This is a genomic window from Pseudomonas ovata (assembly GCF_003131185.1).
Lineage (GTDB): Bacteria > Pseudomonadota > Gammaproteobacteria > Pseudomonadales > Pseudomonadaceae > Aquipseudomonas > Aquipseudomonas ovata.
Genome location: NZ_QFFU01000001.1, coordinates 638837 through 663264, shown reverse-complemented (window position 1 = coordinate 663264; position 24428 = coordinate 638837). Strand labels below are relative to the sequence as shown.

Genomic DNA, 24428 nt, shown 5'->3' with positions numbered 1-24428 from the left:
CACCACGGTCATGGTGCCGTAGGAGCGCGCTTGCCCGCGACCGGCTGCGTTAGCAGTCGTAAAATTGTGGCGTTTCGCAGACTTTCAGATCGTAAATGTGTGGTGTTTCGCAGATTTTGCGAGCGCTGCGCACTCGGTCGCGGGCAAGCGCGCTCCTACAGCCGGTCCAGTGTTTGCCAGGCGGCAGCGCGTCACGCTATCCCCATCGACAGGAATCAAGTCATGCCGTTTTCAATCACCCAACGCACCCTCACGCTGCTAGCCGGCCTGCTGCTGTCGATGAGCGCCAGCGCCATCATGCCAGTCACCGGTTATGGCGAAATGGATGTGCCCGCCTTCGAGGCGACCGCCCGCAAGACCTACGCCTTGCAGGATTTTTCGAAGCAGTACCGCGCCACCCTGGAAATCGCCGACAACGACGAAGTGTTCCGCCCCGGCATTGTCCGCGTCTTTGACCGGCAAAACCCGGCACCGCTGTTCGAGGTCCGTTCCGATGAACTGGTGCTGGACGTCAACCCCGGCGGTGAGGTCAAGGCCAATGTCCAGCAACTGCCGTATGGCGAGCAGAGCGTGCTGATCTACAAGGACTTCAACTTCGACGGCATCAAGGACCTGGCGGTCATGGACGGCCAGAACAGTTGCTACCACGGGCCTTCGTTCGAGGTGTTCGTCGGCACCGAACACGGCTTTCGCCACAGCGCTGCCTTCACCCAGCTGGCGCAAGACTACTGCGGCATGTTCCAGGTCGACGAACAGGCCCGTCGCGTGAAGACCATGACCAAGGACGGTTGCTGCACCCACTGGTTCGCCACCTACATCATCAAGGACGGCGAGCCGGTCATGGAGCGTGAGACGGTGATCGACCAGACCAGTTCCTCGGGCCTGGCCCGCGAAAGCCGATCGGTGAACCGCAACGGCAAGATGGTCGAGGATGGCGTCGAGCGCACGCTCTGGGAAGACGACGAGCAGCGCCAGGAGCTGCTGGCGTTCCGGCTGGCGCCGTCCGGCAAGCGCATCGTCCTGTTTCGTTCGGCTCCCGGCGAGCGGGTGTATTACGCGGCGGTCGACAGCAAGAACGAGGTCAGCCTGCTGTACCCCGAACAAGAGACCGAGCGGTTTGAGCTGGACAGTGGCGCACAGGTGCTCAGCTTTGTGCGCGGCGACACCACTTACCGCATCCTGGGCGATGCGCAGGGGGTGGTAAAAGGCATGGACGTGGTGATCCGTGGCAAGACCACCGCACTCAAGGTGCAGCCTGGCTCGTCCAGGGGGTCGCTGGCACAGGTGCAGGAGGCGTTGAAGGCCGCCCCATGACCTGAGGTGCTGTGTCGGTAACACGTACCCCGACACAATCGTTGGGCCTGGCCCCTAAAGGGCGTACATTTCGTTACCGACCCAGGACTTCAAGGAAGTGCCATGATCCGTCAGCCGATCCGCGATGCGGTGTTAAGCCTGACCACCCGCCTGGTCGAAGAATGTCACCCACAGGTGGCGCAGCAGCACAGCGCCGAGCTGGCCCGTTACGCCCGGCTCAACTGCGCCTGCGACGCCCTGGAGTCTTTCCATGGGTTGCGCCCCCGGGCCGACGACGATGCCTTTGATGTGCTGTCGGCCCGTCGCGCCCAACACGCCGACCTGATCGCTGCGGCCAACCTGCAGGCCTGGGAGCAGCAGGCACCGCCGGGTTTGTACCTGGCCATTCCGTATTTCTCCCGCTGCTCGGACAAGCAGCCGGTGTGGCTGGTCAACCGCAGCGAGCAGCGCATCACTTACCTGGGCCGGCGCCTGTATGCCTTTGCCAGCACCGACGACGGTATCGACCAATACCAGCGCTCGGGCAACGCCTTTGCCGACGGCATCGCCGGCTCCGCCGAACTGGCGCCGGGCGGGCGCTTGCAGATCGAGCAGTATTCCATGAGTTTCGACGGCGATTTTGTCAGCAACCGCCGGGTCATTCTGCTGATCGATGGCGAGCGCAGCGAATGGCTGACCAGCATCTCCAAGCTCGGCGGTTATTTATGGGATGAAGCGCGGCGCGGCCTGCACCGGCTGGAGCGCGGCGAACGGTAGGAGCGGCTTTGGCCGCGAAGAGGCCTGCACGTTCCTGACCGCCAACGACCAGGCGTTAGCCGCATGCGTCCGTCAGTTGTATGAGGCTCACACGTCACGATCGATCGCATAGCCCGACCAGGCCTGGCGCACCGGCACGATTTCCAGGCGGTTGATATTGATGTGCGCCGGCAGGCTGCACACATGCAGGATCTGTTCGGCGATGTCTTCGGCGCGCAGCGGCGTGGTGTTGCCGTACAGGGTGTCGGACGCGGCCTGGTTGCCCTTGGTGCGCACCAGGGTGAATTCGGTTTCGGCAATGCCCGGCGCGATATCGGTGACGCGCACACCGGTGGCGATCAGATCACAGCGCAGGTTGTAGCTGAACTGGGTGACAAAGGCCTTGCTGGCGCCATACACATGCCCGCCGGGGTAGGGCCAGGCACCGGCCACCGAGCCGATATTGATGATGCTGGCGCCCGTGCCGGTCTCCAGCAGCAACGGCAGCACGGCGTGGGTGACGTTGACGAGTCCTGTGATATTGGTGTCGATCATGGTGTGCCAGTCCTGCAGGCTGACCTGCTGGGCCGGCTCCGGTGCCAGGGCGAGACCGGCATTGTTGATCAGGGCATGAACGCGGCGAAATCCGTCCGGCAGCGCATCGACCACCTGCCTGACGGCCTCGGCATCGCGTACGTCCAGCGCGGCGACATGCACCGGCACCTGCGCCGCCAGTTCGTCCTGCAGCGCGTGCAGGCGCTCCAGGCGCCGACCGCTGAGGATCAACGACCAGCCCGCCTGGGCAAAGCGCCGCGCCGTGGCCCGGCCAAAGCCGGACGTGGCACCCGTAATGAAGACAACCTTGTGCATATGAACCTCTGTGGGACCTGTAGGAGCGCGCTTGCCCGCGACCGGCTGCGTTAGCAGTCGTAAATTTTCAGCGTTTCATAAATTTTGAATGCGTCCACAGTTCAGTATTTGTGGCGTCTGGCAAATTTTGCGAGCGCTACGCACTCGGTCGCGGTGGTCCGGCATTCCGGCAAGCGCGCTCCTACCGGGGTGCCAGTGGATTTTGTGCCGACCCGCTCAGGCGCTGGCCTGCAGCTCGTGGTACTGGCGGTTGAAGTAGATCAGGCTCTGCGCCTGCTCACTGGTGGTAATCGCCATCACTTCGAACACCAGCACGTCGTGGCGTGCAGGCGCTCGAAGACAACCTTGTGCATATGAACCTCTCTGGGGCCTGTAGGAGCGCGCTCTGCCCGCGACCGGCTGCGTTAGCAGTCGTAAATTTTCAGCGTTTCATAAATTTTGAATGCGTCCACAGTTCAGTATTTGTGGCGTCTGGCAAATTTTGCGAGCGCTACGCACTCGGTCGCGGTGGTCCGGCATTCCGGCAAGCGCGCTCCTACCCGGGTGCCAATGGATTTTGTGCCGACCCGCTCAGGCGCTGGCCTGCAGCTCGTGGTACTGGCGGTTGAAGTAGATCAAGCTCTGTGCCTGCTCACTGGTGGTAATCGCCATCACTTCGCACACCAGCACGTCGTGGGTGCCGACTTCGGTGATCTGGCTCAGGCGGCAGTCGAACGACACGCTGGCCTCTTGCAGGATCGGCGAGCCGGACGGTCCCAGGGTCCAGCGGGCCGCGGCAAAGCGTTCGGCCATGGGCGTCTTGCCGCCGAACAGGTTGGAGATTGCCTGGTGGCCGGCGCCGAGTACGTTGACGCACAACACGCCATTGGCCTTGAAGGTTTCGTACACCGACGCGCTGCGGTTCAGGCACACCAGCAGGCTGGGCGGCTCGTCGGTGACGCTGCACACCGCCGAGGCGGTAAAGCCGGCGCGCCCGGCCGAGCCATCGGTGGTGATGACGTTGACGGCGGCGCCCAGGCGCGCCATGGCGTTGCGAAAGTCGCTCTTGCTGGGTTCTAAACCGGTCATGGCGTGGCCTCTGCGGTGGGCTGGACAGTGAGAAACGACAGCAGCGCGGCGTTGAAGTCATCGGCTGCGGTGAGGTTATGGGCATGCGCGCCGTGGTCGACGGTATGCAGCGTGGCATGGGGCAAGTGCTGCGCCAGGTACTGCGAGCAGGTCCAGGGCACCAGCACATCGTCCCGGGCGGTGCTGACCAGCGTCGGCGTGGTGATCGTGGCCAGGCGCTGCGCCACATCGAACGCGCGCAAGGCACCAATGCGGGCCTTCATGGTGGCGGCTCCCGGAAAATGCGCCCAGGCATGCTCCACCTCGGCCTGTACCTGCTCGGCGTGAGCAACGCACCAACTGGCCGGGTACAGAAAGATCGGCTGCGCCTCGACATAGGCCCGCGGGCCCAGTGCATCGAGCAACCCCAGCCGCGCCTCGAAGCAGCGCGCCGAGTGCGGATTGGGCTGCGACCAGGCATTGATCAGGGTCAGGCTGCGCACGCGTGTCGGTGCATCGAGCGCCAGTTGCAGGCCGACCAGGCCGCCCAGGGCATGACCGACGAAGTGGCAGCGCTCAGTCTGCGTAGCCTCCAGCACCGCGTACACATCATCGGCCATGTGCTCGATCCGGTAGCCATCGGGCAGCGCCTGCGCGCTGCGGCCGGTGCCGCGCTGGTCGTAGGCGATGACCTTGTAGCCGGCCGCGACCAGTGCCGGTATCTGCACCGACCAGTAGCCGGCCGAGCCGCCCAGGCCTGACGACAGCAGCACTGCTTCAGCGTCGGCCGGCCCGTGAACTTCGGTGTACAGGCGCATGCTCAAGCGCCTTTGCCGAGGTGCGCCACGCTGGCGATTTCAATCAGGGCATCGGCCTTGACCAGTCCGCACTGGATGCAATAGCGCGCCGGCTTCTCACCGGGAAAGAACTCGGCGTACACCGTATTGATGGCCGCGTAATCCTCCCAGTGACGCAGGAACACATGGTTGAAGGTCACGTCATCCATCGTGCCGCCGGCGGTCTCGATCACGCGCTTGATGGTGTTCAACACATGGCGCGTCTGTGCGGCGGCATCGCCCACGTGCACGACGTTATTGTCATGGTCGAAGGGCAGGGTGCCGGACACATAGAGGATGTTGTCAGCCAGGGTGCCGGGCACGAACGGCGCCAGTGGAGTGCCGGTGCCGGGCGGGGTAATGATGGTCTTGGGCATGGGAGCGTCTCCAGAATAAACAATGAACGGATCAGTTGGTGGTCACGGCGCTGACAAAGTGGTCCACCGTGGACACCCAGCCAAAGAAGGTCTCGATGTTGTAGACCGAGCTCGATTGAATCACTGCACCGCCCAGTTCATGGGTGGCGTCTTCGAGCATCACGCCGAAGTACTCAAGGTGAAAGGCATCGCGCAGGGTGGCCTCGACACAGACATTGGTGGCAATGCCGGTGAACACCAGGTTCCTGATGCCGCGGGCACGCAGGGTGCTGTCGAGCGTGCTGTTGAAGAAACCGCTGTAGCGGGTCTTGGGCACTACCAGGTCGCCCGGTTGCGGGGTGAGTTCATCGACGATCTCGTAGTCCCAGCCGCCCTTGGCCAGAAAGCGGCCCTGCAGCTCGGGGTACTTGCGCATGGTCTTCAGGGCGTTGGACTTGTACCAGTTGGGCGAGCCGGGGCCACCGGCCTCGACATAGCCGGCGTCCCAGCCGTTTTGCAGGTACACCACGCTGAGGCCGGCGGCCCGCGCCGCTTCCAGGGCCTGGCCGACCCTGGCGATCACCGAACGGGCACCGGAGATGTCAAAGCCGGCCGAGTCGACATAGCCGCCCGGCGAGGCATAGGCATTCTGCATGTCGACTACCACCAGTGCGGTGTTCGAGGCGTGCAGGTACAGAGGCTCGGGGCGGGCGCTCAGTACCCAGGGCTGGCCGCCGCCGGCCTGGGCGATGCCGGCCGGCGTGGTCGAAGAAATCGTCATGTTCTTTTCAGTGCTCATGAGGCCGCTCCTACACTCAGGTCAAGGGCCGGCTGGCCGACCTGCGACGGCACCGGGGTCAGGGCGTCGAGGCGGCTTTTCATCAGCGGCTGGATGCGCTGGCCGAAGGCTTCGACCCCCTCGACAAAATGGTCGAAGGTCAGCAGTACGCCCTCGGTGCCTTCGACTTCGGCCACTTCGTCGAGCATGCGGGCGATCGATTCATACGAGCCCACCAGGGTGCCCATGTTGATATTGACCGCCGAGGTCGGGTCGGCCATTTGCCGCACGTTGCTGTCGGCCTTCTTGTCGACTGCGCCTTGTACGCCCAGCCAGGCCACCGCTTCTTCGTCGACCCCGGCCTTGTAGTGCTCCCACTTGGCGCGGGCGGCTTCGTCGGTCTCGTCGGCGATGACCATCATCAGGACGAAGGTGCTGACATGGCGCCCGGTCAGGCGGCTGGCTTCGATCAGTTTCTGGGCGGCGGGGGCGAAGGCCTTGGGGGTGTTCACGCCTTTGCCAAAGCAGAAGTTGTGGTCGGCATGCCGGGCCGAGAATTCCATGCCGGCATCGCTTTGCCCGGCGCAGATGACTTTCATGTCGGCCTGCGGACGCGGGCTGACGCGGCAGTCGTCCATCTGGAAGTGCGCGCCCTTGAAGTCGGACTGACCGGTGGCCCACAGATCGCGCAGCACCTGGATGTACTCGGACAGGTACTCGTAGCGGTTGCCGAAGAATTCGTCGCCCGGCCACAGGCCCATCTGCGAATACTCCGGCCGCTGCCAGCCGGTGACCAGGTTGACGCCGAAGCGGCCGTTGGCAATGGAGTCGACCGTGGCGGCCATGCGCGCCACGATGGCCGGTGGCAGCACCAGCGAGGCGGCGGTGGCAAACAGCTGGATGCGGCTGGTGACTGCCGCCAGCCCGGCCATGAGCGTGAAGGACTCAAGGTTGTGGTCCCAGAACTCAGTCTTGCCGCCAAACCCGCGCAACTTGATCATCGACAGCGCGAAGTCGAAGCCATAGTGCTCGGCGGCCAGGGTGATCTGTTTGTTCAGCTCGAAAGTCGGTTTGTATTGCGGTGCGTTTTCGGAAATCAACCAGCCGTTATTGCCAATCGGGATAAAGATACCAATCTTCATAATCCTCTCCATGCGCTTCGCAAGCCAGGTGCATGCGTCTCGAATGGTGTTTTGCAGGTGCCGTGCCAGTTATTTTTTACTGTTTTATATCAATGCCTTGGGTCGTTTTATGGGTTTTTGATGGACCATTTGGTCTGTTTTGGATCGTTTGATGTGCCCGCTCTTGAGGCGAGACGCCGGGGGTGTGGAACATTAGCGGGCATTTTCAAGCCGGCCTGCCGCGCACCGTCGCCCGTAGTCCGTCGTCCATAGCCAAGCCTGATACACTCGCGCCTTCATTCGGGCTGACGGTTCTGGCTGTGAACAGTAAATCCATCGACGACGTGCAGGCGCCCCAGGCGCCGGCCAAAAAGAAGACGCAGGTGAAGAAGGCGGCAGTCAAAAAGACCGACAAGCCGGCACCCAATGCCAGGGCGAAAACCCCGCGGGCCATGAGCCCCACCTCCGAACAGCGCCGCCTGCAACAGATCAAGGCCAAGCGCGAGTCGATCATCCAGGCCGCGCTCGAACTGTTCTCGCAGTTCGGCATGCACGGCACCAGCCTGGACCAGGTCGCTGTGGCAGCCGATGTGTCCAAGACCAACCTGCTTTATTACTTCGCCAGCAAAGAGGCGTTGTACACCCATGTGCTGCAGCACCTGCTGGACATCTGGCTGGTGCCGCTCAGCGGCTTTGATGCCGCGCAGGACCCGCTTGAAGCCATTGGCAACTTCATTCGCGTCAAGCTGGAGCTGTCGCGTGACCACCCCGCCGAGTCACGGTTGTTCTGCATGGAGATCATGCAGGGCGCGCCGCTGATCAAGGCCCAGCTGGAGCAGGCGCTGCGCGAGATGGTGGCGCGCAAGGTCGAGGTGATCCAGGGCTGGATCGATGCCGGCCGGCTGGCGCCGGTCGACCCCTACCACCTGATCTTCTCGATCTGGAGCACCACCCAGCATTACGCCGACTTCAGCACCCAGGTGCAGGCCATCACCGGCAAGACCCTGGCGGACCCTGTGTTTTTCGACGAGGTGCTGGGCAATCTGCGCACGCTGATTTGCCAAGGCATCGCGCCACGGCCCTGACCTGTCTTCAAGAACCACGAGGGAAACGCCATGAGCGATACCCCTGTCAACCTGAGCCCGCCACCTGAAGGCTACGGCGATTGGCTGACCGAGCTTAAATACCGTATCCATACGGCCCAGCAACGTGCCACCCTGGCGGTGAACCGCGAATTGGTGCTGCTTTACTGGCAGATCGGTCACGATATCCTGACCCGGCAGACACAGCAGGGCTGGGGCGCCAAGGTCATCGAACGCCTGGCGCAGGATTTGCGCGCCGCCTTTCCCGACATGAAGGGCTTCTCACCGCGCAACCTCAAGTACATGCGCGCCTTTGCCCAGGCATGGCCGGACGCGGAGTTTGTGCAAGGGGTGCTTGCACAATTGCCTTGGTATCACCAGTTAGCGTTACTGGACAAACTGCCCGGCCCCGAAACGCGCCGCTGGTATGCCGCCAAGGCCATCGAACATAACTGGTCGCGCAATATTCTGGTGATGCAGATCGAGGCCCGTCTGCTGGAGCGCAGTGGCAAGGCCGTCAGTAACTTCGAGAGTCACCTTCCCCAGGCGCAGTCTGATCTGGCTCGCGAATCGCTGAAAGATCCTTATCGCTTCGATTTTCTCGGCCTGACCCTTGAGGCGCAGGAGCGTGAGATCGAAAACGCTCTGGTCAGGCATGTCACCGAGTTTCTACTGGAACTGGGCGCAGGCTTTGCCTTCGTCGGTCGGCAGGTGCTGCTCGATGTGGGCGGTGACGAGTTCTTCATCGACCTGCTGTTCTATCACCTCAAGTTGCGCTGCTATGTAGTGATCGAACTCAAGGCCGGCAAGTTCAAGCCCGAGCATCTGGGCCAGCTGGGTTTTTACCTCACGGCCGTCGATGCCCAGCTCAAGCACCCACAGGATGGCCCTACGATTGGCCTGCTGCTGTGCAAGAGCAAGAACAAGGTCGTGGCCGAATATGCCCTGCGGGACAATGCCCGCCCTATCGGTGTGGCGGAGTATCAGTTGGTGGAATCCCTGCCGGCAGAGCTGCAAACCAGCTTGCCCAGCATCGAACAGATCGAGCGTGAGCTGGCCGGTGGTGACAGCGATGATTCGCCATGACGGGTCAGCCTTGCATTGATTGCTGAGGTTCTCAGGTGCAGGTCCGCCGTATGGCGGCCTCTGCCCGCTTCTCGTGCGTCCTGCACAAACTGAGTGCTCCGAACCGGACCATTTGATCCGTTATATCGCCTTGAATTTAACAACCTGATGATTTTAAAGGCTTATTTTTTGTGGCATGGAAGCTGCTATTGCCTCTGACATGCTGAGCCAGAGGGCCCGCCGGGTCAGCATTGCTCTGTCAATCATTCGCCTACCATCAGGAAAACGACTTTATGTTCAGGACTGTTTTGCAGGGGACGTTGTGTGCAGCCATGGTGCTCGGCGGTGCGGCGGGCCAGGCTCAGGCGCAAGAGGCCCAGGGGCTGACCCTCAAGGGGCCGGCGAAGATTGCCATGGTCTATATCAGCCCGCGCAATGACGGTGGCTGGACCCAGGCGTTCGACGAGTCGCGGCTCAAGCTGGAGAAAGAACTGGACCAGAAGATCCAGTTCGTCGAAAGCGTGCCGGAAAATGCCGCCGCCATCACCCCGGTGGTGGACCGCCTGATCGCCCGGGGCGCCAATATCATCATCGGCACCGCCTTCGGGTATTCCGACACCTTCCTGGCGCTGGCGAAAAAATACCCCGACGTCGCCTTTCTCAACGGTTCGGGCACCACCAACGCCGCCAACCTCGAATCCTTCTACGGGCGCACCTATGAAAGCCAGTACCTGTGCGGCATGGCTGCCGGGGCGGTGTCGAAATCCGGCAAGCTGGGATTCGTAGCGGCCAACCCCTTCGGCCAGGTCAACTGGACGGTCAATGCCTTCGAACTGGGCGCCCGTGAGATCAACCCGGCGGCCACGGTCAAGGAGCGCGCAGCGACCATGGCGCTGATCGACAACGGCGCCGACGTGATCGGCCAGCACGTCGACAGCCCGACCCCGCAGATCGTGGCGCAAGAGCGTGGCGTGCACGGCACCGGTCACCACCGTGACCTCAGTGAATTCGCACCCAGGGCCACGGTGTGTTCGTCGATGTGGGTGTGGGACCGCTTTCTGGCGCCGGAGCTGAAAAAGGTCATTGCCGGCCACTGGGTGCCAGCCCCTGACGGCGCCTTGCTGTCGATGGCGCAGGGCGGCACCGACATCAGCCTGACCGCCGATCCGGTCATCGATGCCGCCAGCCGCGAGAAGATCCAGGCCGCACGCGCCGAGCTGCTGGCCGGCAAGAAAATCATCTACAGCGGGCCGATGGCCGACCGTGATGGCCAGGAACGCCTCAAGGCCGGCCAGGTCATGAGCGACCCTGATCTGTGGAAAATGGACTGGTTCGTCAACGGCGTGATGACGCAGCGATGAAACAGGTCAATGCGCTGCAACTCACCGGTATCAACAAGTCGTTCGACGGTTTCCAGGCCCTGACCGATGCGCACTTCACCGCGGCCTGGGGCGAGGTGCATGCGCTGCTGGGTGAAAACGGCGCTGGCAAGTCATCGCTGATGAACATTGCCGCCGGGCTCTATGCCCCCGAAACCGGCAGCCTGCTGATCGACGACAACCCGGTGCGGCTCAACGGCCCACGCGAGGCGGCGCGCCACCGGATCGGCATGGTGCACCAGCACTTCAAGCTGGTGAAACCCTTCACCGTGGCGCAGAACATCCTGCTGGGCCTGCCGGCGCAACCCTCGTCTGGCAGCTACCGCCAGCGCTTGCAGGCGCTGGAGCAGCAGATCAGTGCCAAGGCCCGGGAACTGGGTTTTGTGCTGGACCCACGCCAGGTGGTCGAACACTTGTCGGTGGCCGAGCAGCAACGGGTGGAAATCCTCAAGGTGCTGTTGGCCGGGGCGCGCATCCTGATTCTCGACGAACCCACCGCCGTGCTCACCGACCAGGAGGCCGAGCGCCTGCTGGGTACGGTGCAGGCCTTTGCCCGGCAAGGGGCGGCGGTGGTGCTGGTGACGCACAAGATGACCGATGTGAAACGCTTTGCCGACCGGGTCACGGTGATGCGCGGTGGCCGCACGATTCAGACCCTGGTGCCGGACAGCGTCAGTGTCGAAGAACTGGTGCGCCTGACCGTCGGGGAGTCGACCCGCGCCGGTTATCAGCCGGGACCGGCACCGGGCGCGGTGCGCCTGCAGGTGCGTGGCCTGCGCAGCCCCGGGTCGTTGAAGGGGGTCGACATGAGCCTGCGGGCCGGGCAGATCTACGGCATTGCCGGGGTCGGCGGCAATGGTCAGGGCGAGCTGGCCAATGCACTGATGGGGCTGGCGCAACCTACTGAAGGCGAGATCCATCTGGAAGGCTTTGGCGACCTGCGCCAGGCCAGCCCCGAGCAGCGCCGTGACCTGCGCATTGCTTCGATTCCTGCCGACCGCTATGGCGCCGCCCTGGCCGGCTCGCTCAGCGTGGCCGAGAACTTCGGCATCGGCCATGTGCACAGCGGCCGCTACGGCTCCTGGCTGCGCCTGTTCGGCAAGCGCATGCAGGCCGACGCGGCCGCTGCCGTCAACGATTTCGACGTGCAGGGCGTGCGCTCGCTGGCGCAGAACGCTGCGCTGTTGTCCGGCGGCAATGCGCAGAAGCTGGTGATTGCCCGTGAATTCAGCCGCGACCCGCAACTGGTCGTGGTCCACAGCCCCAGCCGTGGTCTGGACGTGCGTGCCACCCAGGCGGTGCATGCCCGCTTGCGCGCCGCTCGTGACGGCGGGGCGGCGGTGCTGGTGATCAGCGAAGACCTGGACGAGGTCATGGCCCTGGCCGACCGCATCGGGGTCATGAACAGCGGGCGTATCGTCGCCGAGTTCGACCACCCGGCCGACCGCCAGGCCATCGGCAAAGCAATGGTGAGCCATGACTGAAACCACTCTGAATCCAGCCATCACACCCCCACGGCAACCTTTGCTGGGGCGCCGCTACACCCTGGAAATCCGCCAGCAACTGGCCTGGCCGTGGCAGGCGCTGATCATCACCCTGGCCTTGTTGTGCGGGGTGGCGATCTGCACTGTGATCCTGCTCGGTGCCGGGGTGCCGGCCGGCGAGCTGCTCAATGAGTTCGTGGTGCAGACCCTGTTCGATGCGCAGAACTTTCGTGCCGTGCTGTTCCAGGCCGCGCCCATGATCATGGTCGGCCTGGCCGGGTGCATGGCGTTTCGGGCGCGCTTCTGGAACCTGGGCCTGGAGGGGCAGATGATCTGGGGGGCCATTGGCGCCACGGCGGTGTCGTTGTTCGAGATCGGCCCTGAGGCCCTGCGCCTGCCGCTGATGATGCTGGCGGCCATGCTGTGCGCCATGCTCTGGACACTGGGCCCGGTGCTGCTGAAGTTGCGGCTCAAGGTCAACGAGATCATCTCGACCCTGATGCTCAACTACATCGCTGCCAATGTCCTGCTGCACCTGGTGTACGGCAGCTGGAAAGACCCGCGCGACAACTTCCCGTACTCCCCGCCGTTCAAGGCGTTCGAGCGCCTGCCCGACCTGGTGGCCGGCTATAACCTGGCCATCTTCATGGCGCTGTTGATCGCGCTGTTCACGCTGTGGTTCGTCGGCGTGTCACGGGCCGGCCTGTACCTGCGCTTTGTCGACGCCAACCTGCGGGTGGCCGGCGCGGTGGGGGTGCCGGTGCGGCGGATGATCATTGGCACGGTGTTGCTGTCGGGCGCGCTGGCAGGACTGGCCGGGTTTGTCGCCACGGCCGGGCAGGAAGGGCGCCTGACCCAGTCGTTCTACCAGGGCTATGGCTTTTCCGGAATTCTCATCGCCTTTCTGGCGCGCAATAACCCGGCAGCGGCCACGGTGGTGGCGCTGCTGATCGCCTTGCTGTTCGTGGCCGGGCGCAACCTGCAGGTGTTCTACCAGATCCCGTTTTCGATGGTGCAACTGATCCAGGCGATCCTGGTGATCTGCGTGGCGTGCTCGGACTTTTTCATTCGCCACCGCGTGCGGCGTATTCAGGCGGGGGACTGCTGATGGAGCTGTTGACTCACTGGTTGGGCAATGCGCCTGACTTTGCGGTGCCCTTTGCCCTGGCGGCGCTGGGGCTGATCATCACCGAGCGCGCTGGCGTACTGGCCCTGGGCGCCGAAGGGCTGATGCTGGTGGGGGCGCTGGCCGGGGTCGGCCTGCAGCTGACCCTGGGCCTGAGCGGCCTGTCGCTGGGCGCCTCGATGCTGGCGGCGGCGGCCGTTTCATTGTTGTTTGCGCTGATGGTGCTGGTGCTGCGCATCAACCAGGTGATCGCCGGGCTGGCGCTGGTGTTCTTCTGCCAGGGGCTGACCGGGTTGCTGGGCACCGTGCTGGGCTGGACCAACCGGCCGGTCAGCGGTCTGCAGGCGGTGGAGCTGTGGCCGCTGTCGGAGTTGCCGCTGGTGGGCAAGGTGTTCGTGCAGAACCCGGTGGTGTTTCTGACCCTGCTGATTTTCATCGCCGTGGTGTGGCTGTTGCAGGCCACCCAGACCGGCCTGCGCCTGCGCGCGGTCGGGGAAAACCCGCAGGCCGCCGATGCCGCCGGCATTTCGGTGCTCGGTTACCGCCTGGCGGCCATTGTGCTGGGCGCGGCGCTGATCGGCCTGGCCGGCGGCTATGTCGCGGTGTTGAGCACCAAGATGTGGATCGCCGACATGATGGGCGGCCGCGGCTGGATTGCCGTGTCACTGGTGATCTTTGCCCGCTGGTCGCCGTGGCGGGCGCTGGCCGGTGCGCTGTTGTTCGGCAGCATCGAGGCCTTGATTCCGCAACTGGCCGCCGCCGGCGTGCGCCTGCCGCAGTATTTCGTGCTGATGACACCGTACGCGGTGACCTTGCTGGTGATGGTCTGGGTGGCGCAGGCCAGTCACCCGTCGCGCAGCCAGCCGGGCGCACTGGGCGAGCCGTTCATTCGCGAGGAACGCCGCTGAACCAGAACCCGTAGGACCGGCTTTAGCCGGGAACAGCACACCTTGTCATTTCGCGGTGAATGCTTTCGCGGCTGAAGCCGCTCCTACGCGCGTCCGACCCAACAATAAGAAACGTATACACCTGCCTATCACCCCTGATCCAGAACCCTCGGAGCAAGACCTCTCATGACGTGCACTGCAAAATTCCTGATGTTGGCGGGCGGCCTGCTCGTGGCCGGAGAAAGCCTGGCGGGCGACACCTTGTTGTGGCACGACGAGAGCCTGACCTACCTCAACGGTATCGATTTCAAGGTCGACCCGGCCCGGCAGCAGACCGTCACCTTCGAGCACGCCAGCGGTTGGAGTGTCGGCGACCTGTTCCTGTTCGTCGACACCATCAAGTTCAATGGCGAGGCCACCAACGGCGCCGGCGACGGCCATACCTTCTATGGCGAGATCAGCCCGCGCCTGTCGCTGGGCAAACTCACCGGCACCGACCTGTCGTTCGGTATCGTCAAGGACGTACTGATCTCGGCCACCTACGAGTTCGGCGAGGATGACGTCGACGCCTACCTGCTGGGGCCGGCGGTGGACCTGAACCTGCCGGGCTTCGACTACTTCCAGATCAACACCTACCTGCGCCAGACCGACGGCAAGCGCGACGGCGACGGCGTGTGGCAGATCACCCCGGTCTGGAGCTACACCGTGCCGGTGGGCAACTCTGACCTGGTGATCGACGGCTTCATGGACTGGGTGGTCGACAACGATAAAAGCTACCACGCCAACCTGCACTTCAACCCGCAGGTCAAATACGACCTGGCCAAGGGCATGGGCTGGGGCAAGAAGTTCTATGTGGGGGTGGAATACGACTACTGGAGCGACAAGTACGGCATCCGGGACAGCCAGGTGTTCACCACCAACCAGAGCGCCATCAGCCTGCTGCTGAAGGCGCATTTCTGACCCGGCTATTACACCGCGCGCCCCTACACCGCGCGCTCCCTACACCGCGCGCCCCCGTAGGAGCGCGCTTGCCCGCGACCGGCTGCGTAGCAGTCGTAAATTTGTGGCGTTTCGCAAATTTTGAATGTGTTCACAGCCACGAATTTGTGGCGTTTCCGAGATTTTGCGAGCGCTGCGCACTCGGTCGCGGGCAAGCGCGCTCCTACCAGTGGTCCGGGGTTGCAAGCAGTCCGGGGTTGCAAGTGGTCAGGCGGTGTCGCTGATGAGGGTCAGCACATCATCGATAAACCGCGTTTCTTCCGGGTCGGTGCCGTCGCGCAGGTAACCGGGTATGTGTTGCTGGTAATCGCTGCGGTCGGCCGGTTTGCTGTCCAGCAGGGCCTCGAGCATCGCCGGGCGTAGCAGGCGGCGGTGTTCGGGGGTGTCCGGCAGGGCCGGGCGGATGATGTGCTGGTCCAGGTACACCAGTTTCTCGCGCAGGTCGCTGCCACCCTTGAGGGTGATTCGCTCGGCGTGCTGGCTGTGTTCCTCGGCCACCAGGCGGATCATCTCTTCTTCGGTGGTGGGCTGTGCTTCAGGCGCGGCAGGCTCAGTGCGCAAGGTGGCCAGCTCCTGCAGGATCGTCTCCAGTTGCAGGCGCGCATTGCGGAACCAGTCCACCGACCAGATGCGGCGGATGCGCCAGCCCAGTTGCTCCAGTACGCTCTGGCGCAGGCGGTCGCGGTCGCGGGCCGACTTGGCCGAGTGGTAGGCGGCGCCATCGCATTCGATGCCCATCAGGTAGCGGCCCGGCTGGCCAGGGTCGCGCACGGCCAGGTCGATGAAGAACCCGGCCACGCCTACCTGGGCTTCGCATTGGTAACCATGACGCTCCAGCGCCTCGATCACCGACACCTCGAAGTCGCTGTCCGGCGCCTTGCCGGTTTCACGCACATGCGGCATGCGCCCGGATTCGGCAAAGTGCAAAAAGTCGCGCAGTGCCTGCACGCCACGGCTGGAGGTGCCGGTGATCAGCACGTCGCTGGCGGTGAACGAGGCAAACACCTGCATGCGCTTCTTCGAGCGGGTGAACAACACGTTCAGGCGGCGCCAGCCATCGGTGCCGTTGATCGGGCCGAAGCGCTGCGGCACCGTGCCGCCGGCTTCCACCGGCCCGTAGGTGGCGGAAATGTAGATGACATCGCGTTCATCACCCTGGACGTTTTCCAGGTTCTTGATGAACAGCGGCTCGTCGCCTTTTTCGTTATGGTCGCGGGCGCTTTGCAGGGCCGGGTTCTGCTTGGCCAGGTGCTCCAGCGCCCGCTCGATCTGCTCGGCCTGCTTGATGTTCATCGCCACCACGCCCAGCGATTCCTCGGGGTTGTGCAGCAGGTGATGCTCGATGGCCTTGGCCACCACCTCGGCTTCTTCGCGGTTGCGTTGCTCGACAAAACGGCCGCGCTCGACGCGGGCGAACTTGACGCCGAACTCCGGCGACTCGCGGTGCGGCGACGGGTAGACCACCAGGTTGCTGTCGTAGAACGCCTGGTTGGAAAAGGCGATCAGGCTTTCATGGCGCGAGCGGTAGTGCCAGCGCAGGCGGCGCAGGCGGAACAGCGGCATGGCCGCCTCCAGGATGCTCTCGGAGTCCTGCGCCACCGAGCGCTCGGGGTTTTCTTCATCGTCGTCATCGCCCTGGCGAGCAAAGAAACTGGTGGGCGGCAACTGTTTGGGGTCGCCCACGACCACCAGTTGGCTGCCGCGCGAAATCGCGCCCAGCGCCTCTTCGGGCCGTACCTGCGAGGCTTCGTCCATGATCACGATGTCAAAGTGCACCTTGCCGGCGGGCAGGTACTGCGCCACGGCCATCGGCGACATCATGAAGCACGGCTTGAGCGCTTGCAGCGCTTCGGTTGCCCGCAGCATCAGGGCGCGAATCGGTTCGTGACGGGTCTTCTTGCCGGCCTCGTGCTTGAGCAGGGCAAGCTGGGTGCGTTCCTTGACCTTGCCGGAGTTGTTGCCCTCCGGCACCTTGTTGCGGTCGATCTGCGCCGCCACCTGCTGGCGTTGCAGGCGGGTCAACTGGCTGTCGATTTCTGCGAAGCGGGCGCGAATGGCTTCCTGGTCCTTGCCCGAGAACTGCCCCAGCGCCGGGTTGGTTTCCAGGATCTGCCGCGACCACAGGTCGGTGAGCCCCAGCAGGCAGGCGTCGCGGGTGTGCTCGGCCAGAACGGTGCGGTTCTCGACCAAACGGATGACCGCCTCGAAGCCCAGGTCGGCCAGGCGCTTGCGCAGGCGGCGGTATTCCAGCCAGTGCTCCAGCAGCGGTTCGTGATCGGCGGCGCGTTGCAGGCGCAGGCGCAACGCAGCCAGGTCGTCGCGGTCCAGCGCTCCCCACCATTCGGGCTCATCGAGCTGCGCGCTGCCGATGAACTCGCCCAGCGTTTGCCGGGCGTGCGCCAGCGCGGCGGCCAGCGGCTCGCTCAGTGCGTGCCAGTCCTGCACACGTTGCTCGGCCTGGCGCGGCGTGCCGCCGGCCAGTTGCGCCAGCAGCCGCGGGCGAATCGACAGGTTCATCAGCGGGCTGGCCAGCGCCACGGTGTGCTGCCAGGCCTGCAAGCGGACACGGGCGTTGGCGAGCTGATCCAGACGCGGCAGCTGCTCTTCGCCCAGGCATTCGCGCATCGCCAGGTTGTTTTGTTGGGCGTGGGCCAGTTCCTGCCAGATCTCCAGGGCCTTGGCCAGTTTCAACACCCGGGCGGTGGTGGGCTGTTGTTCTTTCACCAGCGCCAGGAGCGTGTTCAGCGCACCACCGAGTTCACTCACCAGGTGCGCGTACAGGCCCTCGGCGCCAAGCAGGTCGGCGGACTTCAGCGCATGGGCGTCCAGCGGCAGGGCGCTTTCCAGGCGGGTGCGGTGGTTCAGCACGTCGCCCAGGTAGGTTTGCTGGGCACCGGCATCGGCCTGCAACAGCTCCAGGGTCTGGCTGCTTTCTTCCAGCAGGTACTGCGCGACCCAGACCGTGGCGCCGAAACCGCGGCCACAGCGGTCGCGCAAGGTGCGATACCAGTGACGCAGGGCGAGCAGGTCGTCGACCCGGGTGTCGCGGCCCTTGAACAGCTCTTCAAGCGTGTCGCGGTACAGCGCATGGGTGTTGAGCCGCTGCAGGCTGCGCTTGTAGGCGATGCTGTCAGGCAGCGCCTCACGCGCCGCCGCGAGCTTGACGCCGGGGCGCACCATGCCCAGCACTTCGGCCTTGGCCGCACGCCAGTCGCTCTTGAGCCAGGCCAGCAGCGAGTCGTCGGCCAGCACCCGTTGCAGGTCTTCGAGGCGGGTGTGATCGGGCAGGCGTTCGAGGCTGAAGGTTTCAGCGGTCTGCGTTTCAAGGCGCTGGATGTCGGCGATCAGGTGCTGCAGCTCGGGCAACACGCTGTCCATCGCCGCCTGTTCAAAGCGCTTGTGGCGCAGTCCGGCCACGCCGGCCGGCAATTGCCGCAGCAGATCAAGCAGCAGGTCAAGGTGCTCAAGGCCCTGTTTGTCGGTCTTGAGCGTCTGGCCGGTGGCGGTGCGGTTGATCGTCTGCAGCAACTGCGCAGTGGGCGCGGCGCCCGCCAGCAGGTCGCGGGTGGCCTGGGTCAGGTCGAGCAGGTCATCGAGTTTCAGGCTGTCGCTGTCGTTGTGCCGATGGATGTGCGCGCACGCCTGCTTGAGGGTGTCGACGGTGGTGCCGGAGTCGATGGCCTCGACGGCCAGCGAGCGGGCCAGCAGTTGCCGTTGCTCCAGCAACTTGTCCATGGCCTGCAGCCAGGCCTGGAGCGCGGCACAGCGGGCCGCGTCGAGGCGCTCGATCAGCGCCCAGTCTTCATCGCCCTTGGGCAACGGCACGGCGGCCAGCGCCTGGGCCAGTTGCTCAAGCGTGCTCAGCGAGGCGCTGGCGATCTCGGCAGCCTCAAGCTGGCCGGCGGCCGTGGTGCGGGCGCTGTCGAGTTGCGCCAAGGCCGCGATGGCTTGCTGCAACTGTTGCAGCAAGGCGGTGCGTTCCAGACCGGTGAGTTGCGTCAGCGTGCAGCCAAACCACGGGTGTGTGGCCAGCTCGCCGGTGGGCCCGGCCTCGGCGGCGGTCTTGCTGTAGAGGTGGGTGAAGTAGCCGGCTTGTTCATGGATCTCGTTGCGGTCGAGCCCCTGCACCTGGGCCGGGTGCACATCGGCCGGGCGCAGGCCCAGCTCTTCGCGCAGGCGCGTGGCCTGCATCAGGATCTGGTGCGCGCTCAGGCCGCTGTCTTCGTGGAGCGCGTGCAGTTGTTTGACGTGGTCGTTGAGCTGCTGTTTGAGGCGCTCGTAGTTGGCGATCAGCGCCTGCAATTGCTCCGGTGGCAGGTAGCTGCCCTGGCTGCTGATGCGCTGGCCGATGCTGGCGGCCACGGCGCTTTTCTGGCTCTTGTGGCTGTGCAATTCCAGGCAGAAATCACCGAGGCCAGCGCGGGTCAGACGGTTTTTCACCACCTCCAGGGCGGCACGTTTCTCGGCCACGAAGAGGATCTTCTTGCCTTGGGCCAAGGCCGCCGAAATCATGTTGGTGATGGTCTGCGACTTGCCGGTGCCGGGCGGGCCTTCGATGACCAGGTTCTCGCCGCGCATCACATCGATCAAGGCGCTGTGCTGTGAGCTGTCGGCGTCGTCGATCAGCGGGAACTGCTGATGCACGTCCGGCAGCTCGTCGATGGCGTGCTCGCTGCTGAAACTGCCGCCCGCAGAGCCAGAACCTGCCGTGTGGTCTTCTTCGGTGGCAGCGCTGCCGGACAGGCCGGTCAGGCGCTGCACCAGGGCATTCTGCAACAAGGCCGGGTTCTTCTCCGGCTCCAGGTCCAGGTACATCATCAGCTTGCCGAACTCGAACAGGCCCAGCGAGGCGTAGCGGTGCAGCTTCCAGTCGGGTTTGGTTTCCAGCAGGGTGTTCTGCACGTGGGCGAAATAGGTTTCGGGCAGCAGGTCTTCGGTGATGCCCGGCAGCGCCAGGCCAAAGTCGCGGCGCAGTTTTTCCTGCAGCGACAGGTTGGTCAGGATGTCTTCGCCGCTGTAGTGCATCTCATAACTGAAGGTGGCGGTCCTAGCATTGAGCTTGCCCTTTTCCAGGCGCACCGGCAGCAGCATCAGCGGGGCCAGGCGCGGGCTGTTCTTGCCGGCGATGGATTCGTCCCACTCCAGGAACCCCAGCGCCAGGTACAGGATATTGGCGCCGGTCTCTTCCTGCGACAGCCGCGCCTGCGCGTGCAGGGTTTGCAGGCGCGCCTCCAGCTCGCCGGGGTAGTACAGCGTCTGCAGGGTGTTGTCGGTGTGCTTCTTGTCTTCGCTGTCGGTGCCGTCGGGGTGTGGCAGCGGCAGGTCGTATTCGGTGTTGATCCCTGAGCACATGGCCCAGGCTTCGCTGCTCGGCGGTTTCTTGAGCTCGCTGACACTGCCCGAGGCGGCGTCGTATTTCAGGTAGCCCTGGTCGATCAGTTGCCGCTCGGTGGGCTCGGGGATCGCGGCAAAGCGCAGCGTGGTTTCGTCGAGCAGGGCGGTGAACAACTGATCGGGCAATTCGTCGACCAGGCGCACGAAGCGTTTGGAGCGGGCGTGGGAAAAGTTGAGCAGGCGGTTGCGGGCGCTGAGGTCGAGCAGGCGGCCACGGAGTTTTTCCATGCTGCCCGGGGTTTCGAAGGCGGGCTCGGGCAGGTCGTCGGGTGGTTCTGGGGTGACCGGCTCTTGTTCGTCTGGCGTGGGCTGGTCAGTCAGCGACACCGCGTCGCCGTCTTCGCCCATGCGGTACAGCCAGCCCTTGGCGATCAATTCGTCGCGGATGGTTTCATAGGTGACGTCATCGACCTCAAGGCCATAGGCCGCCGCCTTCTGCGCCAGCCGTTGCTGCAAGGTTGTGTTGATCACCGCCGAGCCGTCCCGGGGCACCTGCGCGAGCATCAGGTCTTTCAGCAGGTTGCGTTCATCCATGGTCAACGGCCGGCCGGCCGTGGGTTGCGCGGTCATGTGTTTTGTCTACCGGAAAAAAGATGGAGCCCATGCAGACCGAACGTATCGGTGGGGCGATCAAGCGGAGCTTGCGATGGGCTACACAGTAACGACTGCGGGTAGTCTTGCAAAGTGTTTCACCGACGCGGCCGGGGCGTGGCTTATGGAGGCCGACGAGGCGGCACCCTGTCATGCATCAAAGACTGGACCGGCGAACGCGCTCTGCCGGAATGCCGGACCACCGCGACCGGGGGCGCAGCGCTCGCAAAATCTATGAAACGCCATAAATTCATGACGGTGAACGCATTCAGAATTCTGCGAAACGCCACAATGTTACGACTGCTGCGCAGCCGGTCGCGGGCAGAGCGCGCTCCTACCGGGGTGTACGGGGGTCAGAAGAGCTTGGCCAGGCGCAGGTTGAGCCGGGCTTTTTCCTTGAAGCCTTGTTCCACCTCCAGGTCCTTGCCCAGCACGGCCTGCACCTGCACGGTCTGGGTCAGCATGTGGGTGGCGCTGAAGCGGATGTACTGGGTGCCGAGGGCGTCGTCCTGGTCGACGTTGTCGAGCCGGGTCTTGCCGCCGTCGACATAGCCGCCGCCAAAAGCCAGGTGGGTGCCGGGCGAGAGGTGGTAGCGCAGGTAGGCCTGGTATTCGTAGCGCGGTTTTTGCTTGAGGGTGACGCCGTCCGGGCCGGCATCGGTGTTGCGGCCGAACCACGACACGTCGGCGGCGGTGTCCAGCGCCCAGTCAGCGTTGAAGTGGTGGATATAGGCCGCTTGCAGCAACAGCCGCCAGCGGTTCTCGCCCAGGTTCAGCGGGTCGTTGCGCTCGTAGCTGCCGGTGGGCAGGTACAGGTAAGGCCCCAGGGAAAAGACATCCTTGTGCGCCGTGTCCAGCGTCCACTTGACCGGTGCGCCGAGGATCAGGTCGCCGGTGCCGGTGGTCTGCCCCAGGGCGCGGGCATCACCTCCGGCTTTCAGGCGGCCATAAGGCAGGATGAACTGCGGCTCGAACGAGGCCGTGGGGCTGAGCGGCACCGACTGGATATAACGCAACAGTGCGACATCGGTCTTGAGTTTGAAATCGTCCGAGACCTTATGGCCGTTGCGGTAGAAGTCCGAGCTTTCGCTGTGCTGGGCGTACAGGATCAGCGCGCCCATGCCGGGCGGCAAGGGCTCGTAGTCGCCGGCAGTGATCTCCAGCGCCTGGCTGGCGGTGGCGCAGCACAACAGCGAGGCGCCGGCCAGGGTGTGACGGGTGAGGTACGGCATGGTCGTTCTCCTGGCGGGCTCAGCGGCTGAGCAGGCCGCTGTCGGGATGGCAGTTGAGGTATTCGAAGTACTGCGCGTCCGCGGGAATGACCGCGACCTCGTGGTACAGGCGCAACTGGACCTGGAAATTCAGGGCCTGCACGTACTGCATGAAGCCACCGAAGATCGCCAGGTGCGTCGGGTGGGTCTTGGCCCAGCGCTCCAGGTTGGCCAGGTCGTTGAACCACACCAGGCCAAAGCTCTTTTCCACCGGCGCGCCGGTCTGGCTGTCCAGTGCCTGCATCAGCCGGCAATTCAGGCAACCGATGGCCTGGCCCTCGTCGCGCAGAAAATCCATGCCAGTGCGCAGTACCGGTTGCACATCATGGACGTACATCTCGCGCTCCCGGCCGGTGGTGCCGGTCCAGTCTTGCCCGGAGCGGATCAGGCACAGGTTGTCGCGACCCGGCACCCGCACCCGGCCCGGCCGCAGCTGTTCTGCCACCACTGGCGCCGTACTGCCGGCCAGCGCCTCGACCTGCGCCAGCGGCAGGCGGTCGCGGGCGCTGCCCCAGTAGGCGTGCTCTACAATCGGCGCGCTCATGCCGTGGGCCAGGTGGCTGACACCCTCCGGCGCATCGAGCGCCGAAAACAGTGTCTCGAAGCGGTCGGCCGTCGGGCACACCACCTCCATGAACCAGCCCAGTGGCCCGGCTTCGCGCGCCGGGTCCTGCCACCACGCGGCAAACCCCGAGGCCTGTCGCCATTGCTCGAAGGCCGCCACATCGCTCCAGTAGGCGATGGCGATGCAGGTCGCAAAGCCCTTGGCGTCCACGCAATGGGCGCTGTCCCAGTAGCGGGGGCCGGCGTCGGCTGCGAACAACGTCGTGATCGGCCCCAGCTCGGCCAGGCCGACCGCCTGCCGGGACTGCACGCCGAAGCAGGCCATCACCACCTGGCCCACCAGCGGATCGAAACGCGCCGACCAGGCCGGGTAGGGCGGCTGGTAGCCGGGCGGGGTGCTGCTGGCCTGGCGGCGCGGCTGGCGCAAGTGTTCAGCAATGGAAGAATCCATGTCACACCTCGACGTGGGCAGCGGCTGTGGATTCGTTCGCTTGTACCGCCGCTTCAGCCACCGCGACCGGCAGGCCGGGCAACGGCACCACGCACGGGTTGGCGTTGGTGTTGAGCATCAGGCGGGTGACGTCGGGGCGCGAGTAGTGCCCGGCCGGGTCCGCCGCGACCTTGGCGAAGATCAGCGCCGCCGGGTCCAGTGTGGCGTACAGCAGGCCCTCTTCATGCTCGCCCAGCGGCGTGGCCAGCTCGCTGCCATCCGGGCCAAAGATCCGCGCATGACCACCACCGGCCTGCAACAGGCTGCGCTTGGCGTCGGTGTCGCACAATAGCTCGATCATTTCCGGCGACACCACCGCACACGGCGCGATCACAAAGCACTGGCCCTCGGCGGCATACACGCGCGAGGCGGCGATATTCACCTCCGGCCCCAGCGCCTGGGTGGCGTTGGTGTACAGGCTGAAGCTGGGCCAGGCCGCCACATGGATCTGCTCGTTCTGCGCATACAGCGCGTACTTGGACAGCGGTTGCAGGTGCTCCCAGCAGCACAGCGCGCCGAGCACGCCGATGGGCGTTTCAAAGGTGCGCAGCGACGACCCGTCACTTTCCCCGAACAGCGTGCGCTCGACGTGCGTGGCCTTGAGCTTGCGCCGTATGCCGACGGTTTCGCCGTGGTTGTCGATGATCCACTGGCCGATGTACAGCGAACCCTGGCTGCGCTCGCTGTAGCCCAGCACCACATAGATGCCGGCCTGGCGCGCCGCTGCGCTGATGCGCCGTGCCTGCGGGCTGTCGAGCACCAGTGACTGCTGGTGGTAACGGTGCACCAGCGGCATGTTCCAGGCCGGCGCATCCAGCCACAGAAACCACGGGTAACCCGGAATCCACGTCTCCGGAAAGGCAATCAGGCCCGCGCCCTCGGCAGCAGCCTGCTCGATCAGCGCCACGGTCTTGTCCACCGTGGCCTCCAGGTCCAGAAACACCGGGGCGGCTTGTACACAGGCAACTTTCAGGGGGGCTTGCATCGCGGTCGACTCCAATGGCGGGTAAGTGACCACAGGCTAGGCGCGCCGACACCG

The 24428-nt window shown here is 64.6% G+C and carries 19 protein-coding genes; 9 read left to right on the top strand and 10 right to left on the bottom strand.

Annotated features, from left to right (window positions below; translation table 11 throughout):
- Window positions 1–222: 222 nt before the first annotated feature.
- Both DGA31_RS02985 and DGA31_RS02980 read left to right on the top strand, forming a co-directional pair.
- Window positions 223–1314 (top strand): XAC2610-related protein, encoded by a 1092-nt coding sequence (locus DGA31_RS02985; RefSeq protein ID WP_109511476.1) that lies wholly within the window; start codon window positions 223–225, stop codon window positions 1312–1314.
- Window positions 1315–1416: 102 nt separating this feature from the next.
- Window positions 1417–2070, top strand: coding sequence for a hypothetical protein (locus tag DGA31_RS02980; RefSeq protein WP_109511475.1), 654 nt, complete (start codon window positions 1417–1419; stop codon window positions 2068–2070).
- Between the two features lie 87 nt (window positions 2071–2157).
- Here DGA31_RS02980 and DGA31_RS02975 read toward each other — a convergent pair whose 3' ends face one another.
- From DGA31_RS02975 to rutA, 6 genes are all read right to left on the bottom strand, one after another.
- A complete protein-coding gene (locus tag DGA31_RS02975) occupies window positions 2158–2919 on the bottom strand; it encodes an SDR family NAD(P)-dependent oxidoreductase (RefSeq protein WP_109511474.1) in 762 nt (253 codons plus the stop codon).
- A gap of 570 nt (window positions 2920–3489) precedes the next feature.
- Window positions 3490–3987 (bottom strand): NADH-dependent FMN reductase RutF, encoded by a 498-nt coding sequence (gene rutF, locus DGA31_RS02970; RefSeq protein WP_109511473.1) that lies wholly within the window; start codon window positions 3985–3987, stop codon window positions 3490–3492.
- Complete coding sequence (gene rutD, locus DGA31_RS02965) at window positions 3984–4778, bottom strand: pyrimidine utilization protein D (protein ID WP_206606824.1); 795 nt, start codon at window positions 4776–4778, stop codon at window positions 3984–3986. The genes rutF and rutD overlap by 4 nt, the downstream gene beginning before the upstream one ends.
- An 8-nt stretch (window positions 4779–4786) precedes the next feature.
- A complete protein-coding gene (gene rutC, locus DGA31_RS02960) occupies window positions 4787–5179 on the bottom strand; it encodes a pyrimidine utilization protein C (protein ID WP_109511471.1) in 393 nt (130 codons plus the stop codon).
- Window positions 5180–5210: 31 nt separating this feature from the next.
- Window positions 5211–5939 carry a pyrimidine utilization protein B gene (rutB, locus tag DGA31_RS02955; RefSeq protein WP_206606823.1) on the bottom strand — a complete coding sequence of 243 codons (729 nt, stop codon included), beginning with the start codon at window positions 5937–5939 and terminating at the stop codon, window positions 5211–5213.
- Between the two features lie 14 nt (window positions 5940–5953).
- Complete coding sequence (gene rutA / locus DGA31_RS02950; protein ID WP_109511469.1) at window positions 5954–7078, bottom strand: pyrimidine utilization protein A; 1125 nt, start codon at window positions 7076–7078, stop codon at window positions 5954–5956.
- Window positions 7079–7440: 362 nt separating this feature from the next.
- Here rutA and rutR point away from each other — a divergent pair, with 362 nt between their 5' ends.
- The 7 genes from rutR to DGA31_RS02915 all read left to right on the top strand — a co-directional run bounded on the left by rutR (window position 7441) and on the right by DGA31_RS02915 (window position 15040).
- Complete coding sequence (rutR, locus tag DGA31_RS02945) at window positions 7441–8142, top strand: HTH-type transcriptional regulator RutR (RefSeq protein ID WP_056836787.1); 702 nt, start codon at window positions 7441–7443, stop codon at window positions 8140–8142.
- Between the two features lie 30 nt (window positions 8143–8172).
- Window positions 8173–9225: a PDDEXK nuclease domain-containing protein gene (locus DGA31_RS02940; protein ID WP_109511468.1), complete on the top strand. Its 1053-nt coding sequence runs from the start codon at window positions 8173–8175 to the stop codon at window positions 9223–9225.
- Between the two features lie 272 nt (window positions 9226–9497).
- Entirely contained in the window at window positions 9498–10565 is a 1068-nt protein-coding gene (locus DGA31_RS02935) for a BMP family ABC transporter substrate-binding protein (RefSeq protein ID WP_109511467.1), read from the top strand.
- Window positions 10562–12067: an ABC transporter ATP-binding protein gene (locus DGA31_RS02930; RefSeq protein ID WP_109511466.1), complete on the top strand. Its 1506-nt coding sequence runs from the start codon at window positions 10562–10564 to the stop codon at window positions 12065–12067. The genes DGA31_RS02935 and DGA31_RS02930 overlap by 4 nt, the downstream gene beginning before the upstream one ends.
- Window positions 12060–13175: an ABC transporter permease gene (locus tag DGA31_RS02925; RefSeq protein ID WP_109511465.1), complete on the top strand. Its 1116-nt coding sequence runs from the start codon at window positions 12060–12062 to the stop codon at window positions 13173–13175. The genes DGA31_RS02930 and DGA31_RS02925 overlap by 8 nt, the downstream gene beginning before the upstream one ends.
- Window positions 13175–14101 (top strand): ABC transporter permease, encoded by a 927-nt coding sequence (locus DGA31_RS02920; RefSeq protein WP_109511464.1) that lies wholly within the window; start codon window positions 13175–13177, stop codon window positions 14099–14101. The genes DGA31_RS02925 and DGA31_RS02920 overlap by 1 nt, the downstream gene beginning before the upstream one ends.
- Before the next feature lie 165 nt (window positions 14102–14266).
- Window positions 14267–15040, top strand: coding sequence for an outer membrane protein OmpK (locus DGA31_RS02915; protein ID WP_056836718.1), 774 nt, complete (start codon window positions 14267–14269; stop codon window positions 15038–15040).
- A 246-nt stretch (window positions 15041–15286) separates the two neighbouring features.
- Here the strand turns inward: DGA31_RS02915 and hhe are convergent, their stop codons facing one another.
- The 4 genes from hhe to DGA31_RS02895 form a co-directional block, all read right to left on the bottom strand.
- The gene (hhe, locus tag DGA31_RS02910; RefSeq protein ID WP_241509511.1) at window positions 15287–21043 is read right to left on the bottom strand and encodes a DUF4011 domain-containing anti-phage protein Hhe; all 5757 of its coding nucleotides are present in this window, start codon (window positions 21041–21043) and stop codon (window positions 15287–15289) included.
- A 374-nt stretch (window positions 21044–21417) separates the two neighbouring features.
- On the bottom strand, window positions 21418–22296 hold the full coding sequence (locus DGA31_RS02905) for a transporter (protein ID WP_109511463.1): 879 nt from the start codon (window positions 22294–22296) through the stop codon (window positions 21418–21420).
- A 19-nt stretch (window positions 22297–22315) separates the two neighbouring features.
- Window positions 22316–23350, bottom strand: coding sequence for a phenylacetaldoxime dehydratase family protein (locus DGA31_RS02900; RefSeq protein WP_109511462.1), 1035 nt, complete (start codon window positions 23348–23350; stop codon window positions 22316–22318).
- 1 nt (window position 23351) lies between these two features.
- A complete protein-coding gene (locus DGA31_RS02895) occupies window positions 23352–24374 on the bottom strand; it encodes a nitrilase (RefSeq protein ID WP_109511461.1) in 1023 nt (340 codons plus the stop codon).
- Window positions 24375–24428: the final 54 nt, after the last annotated feature.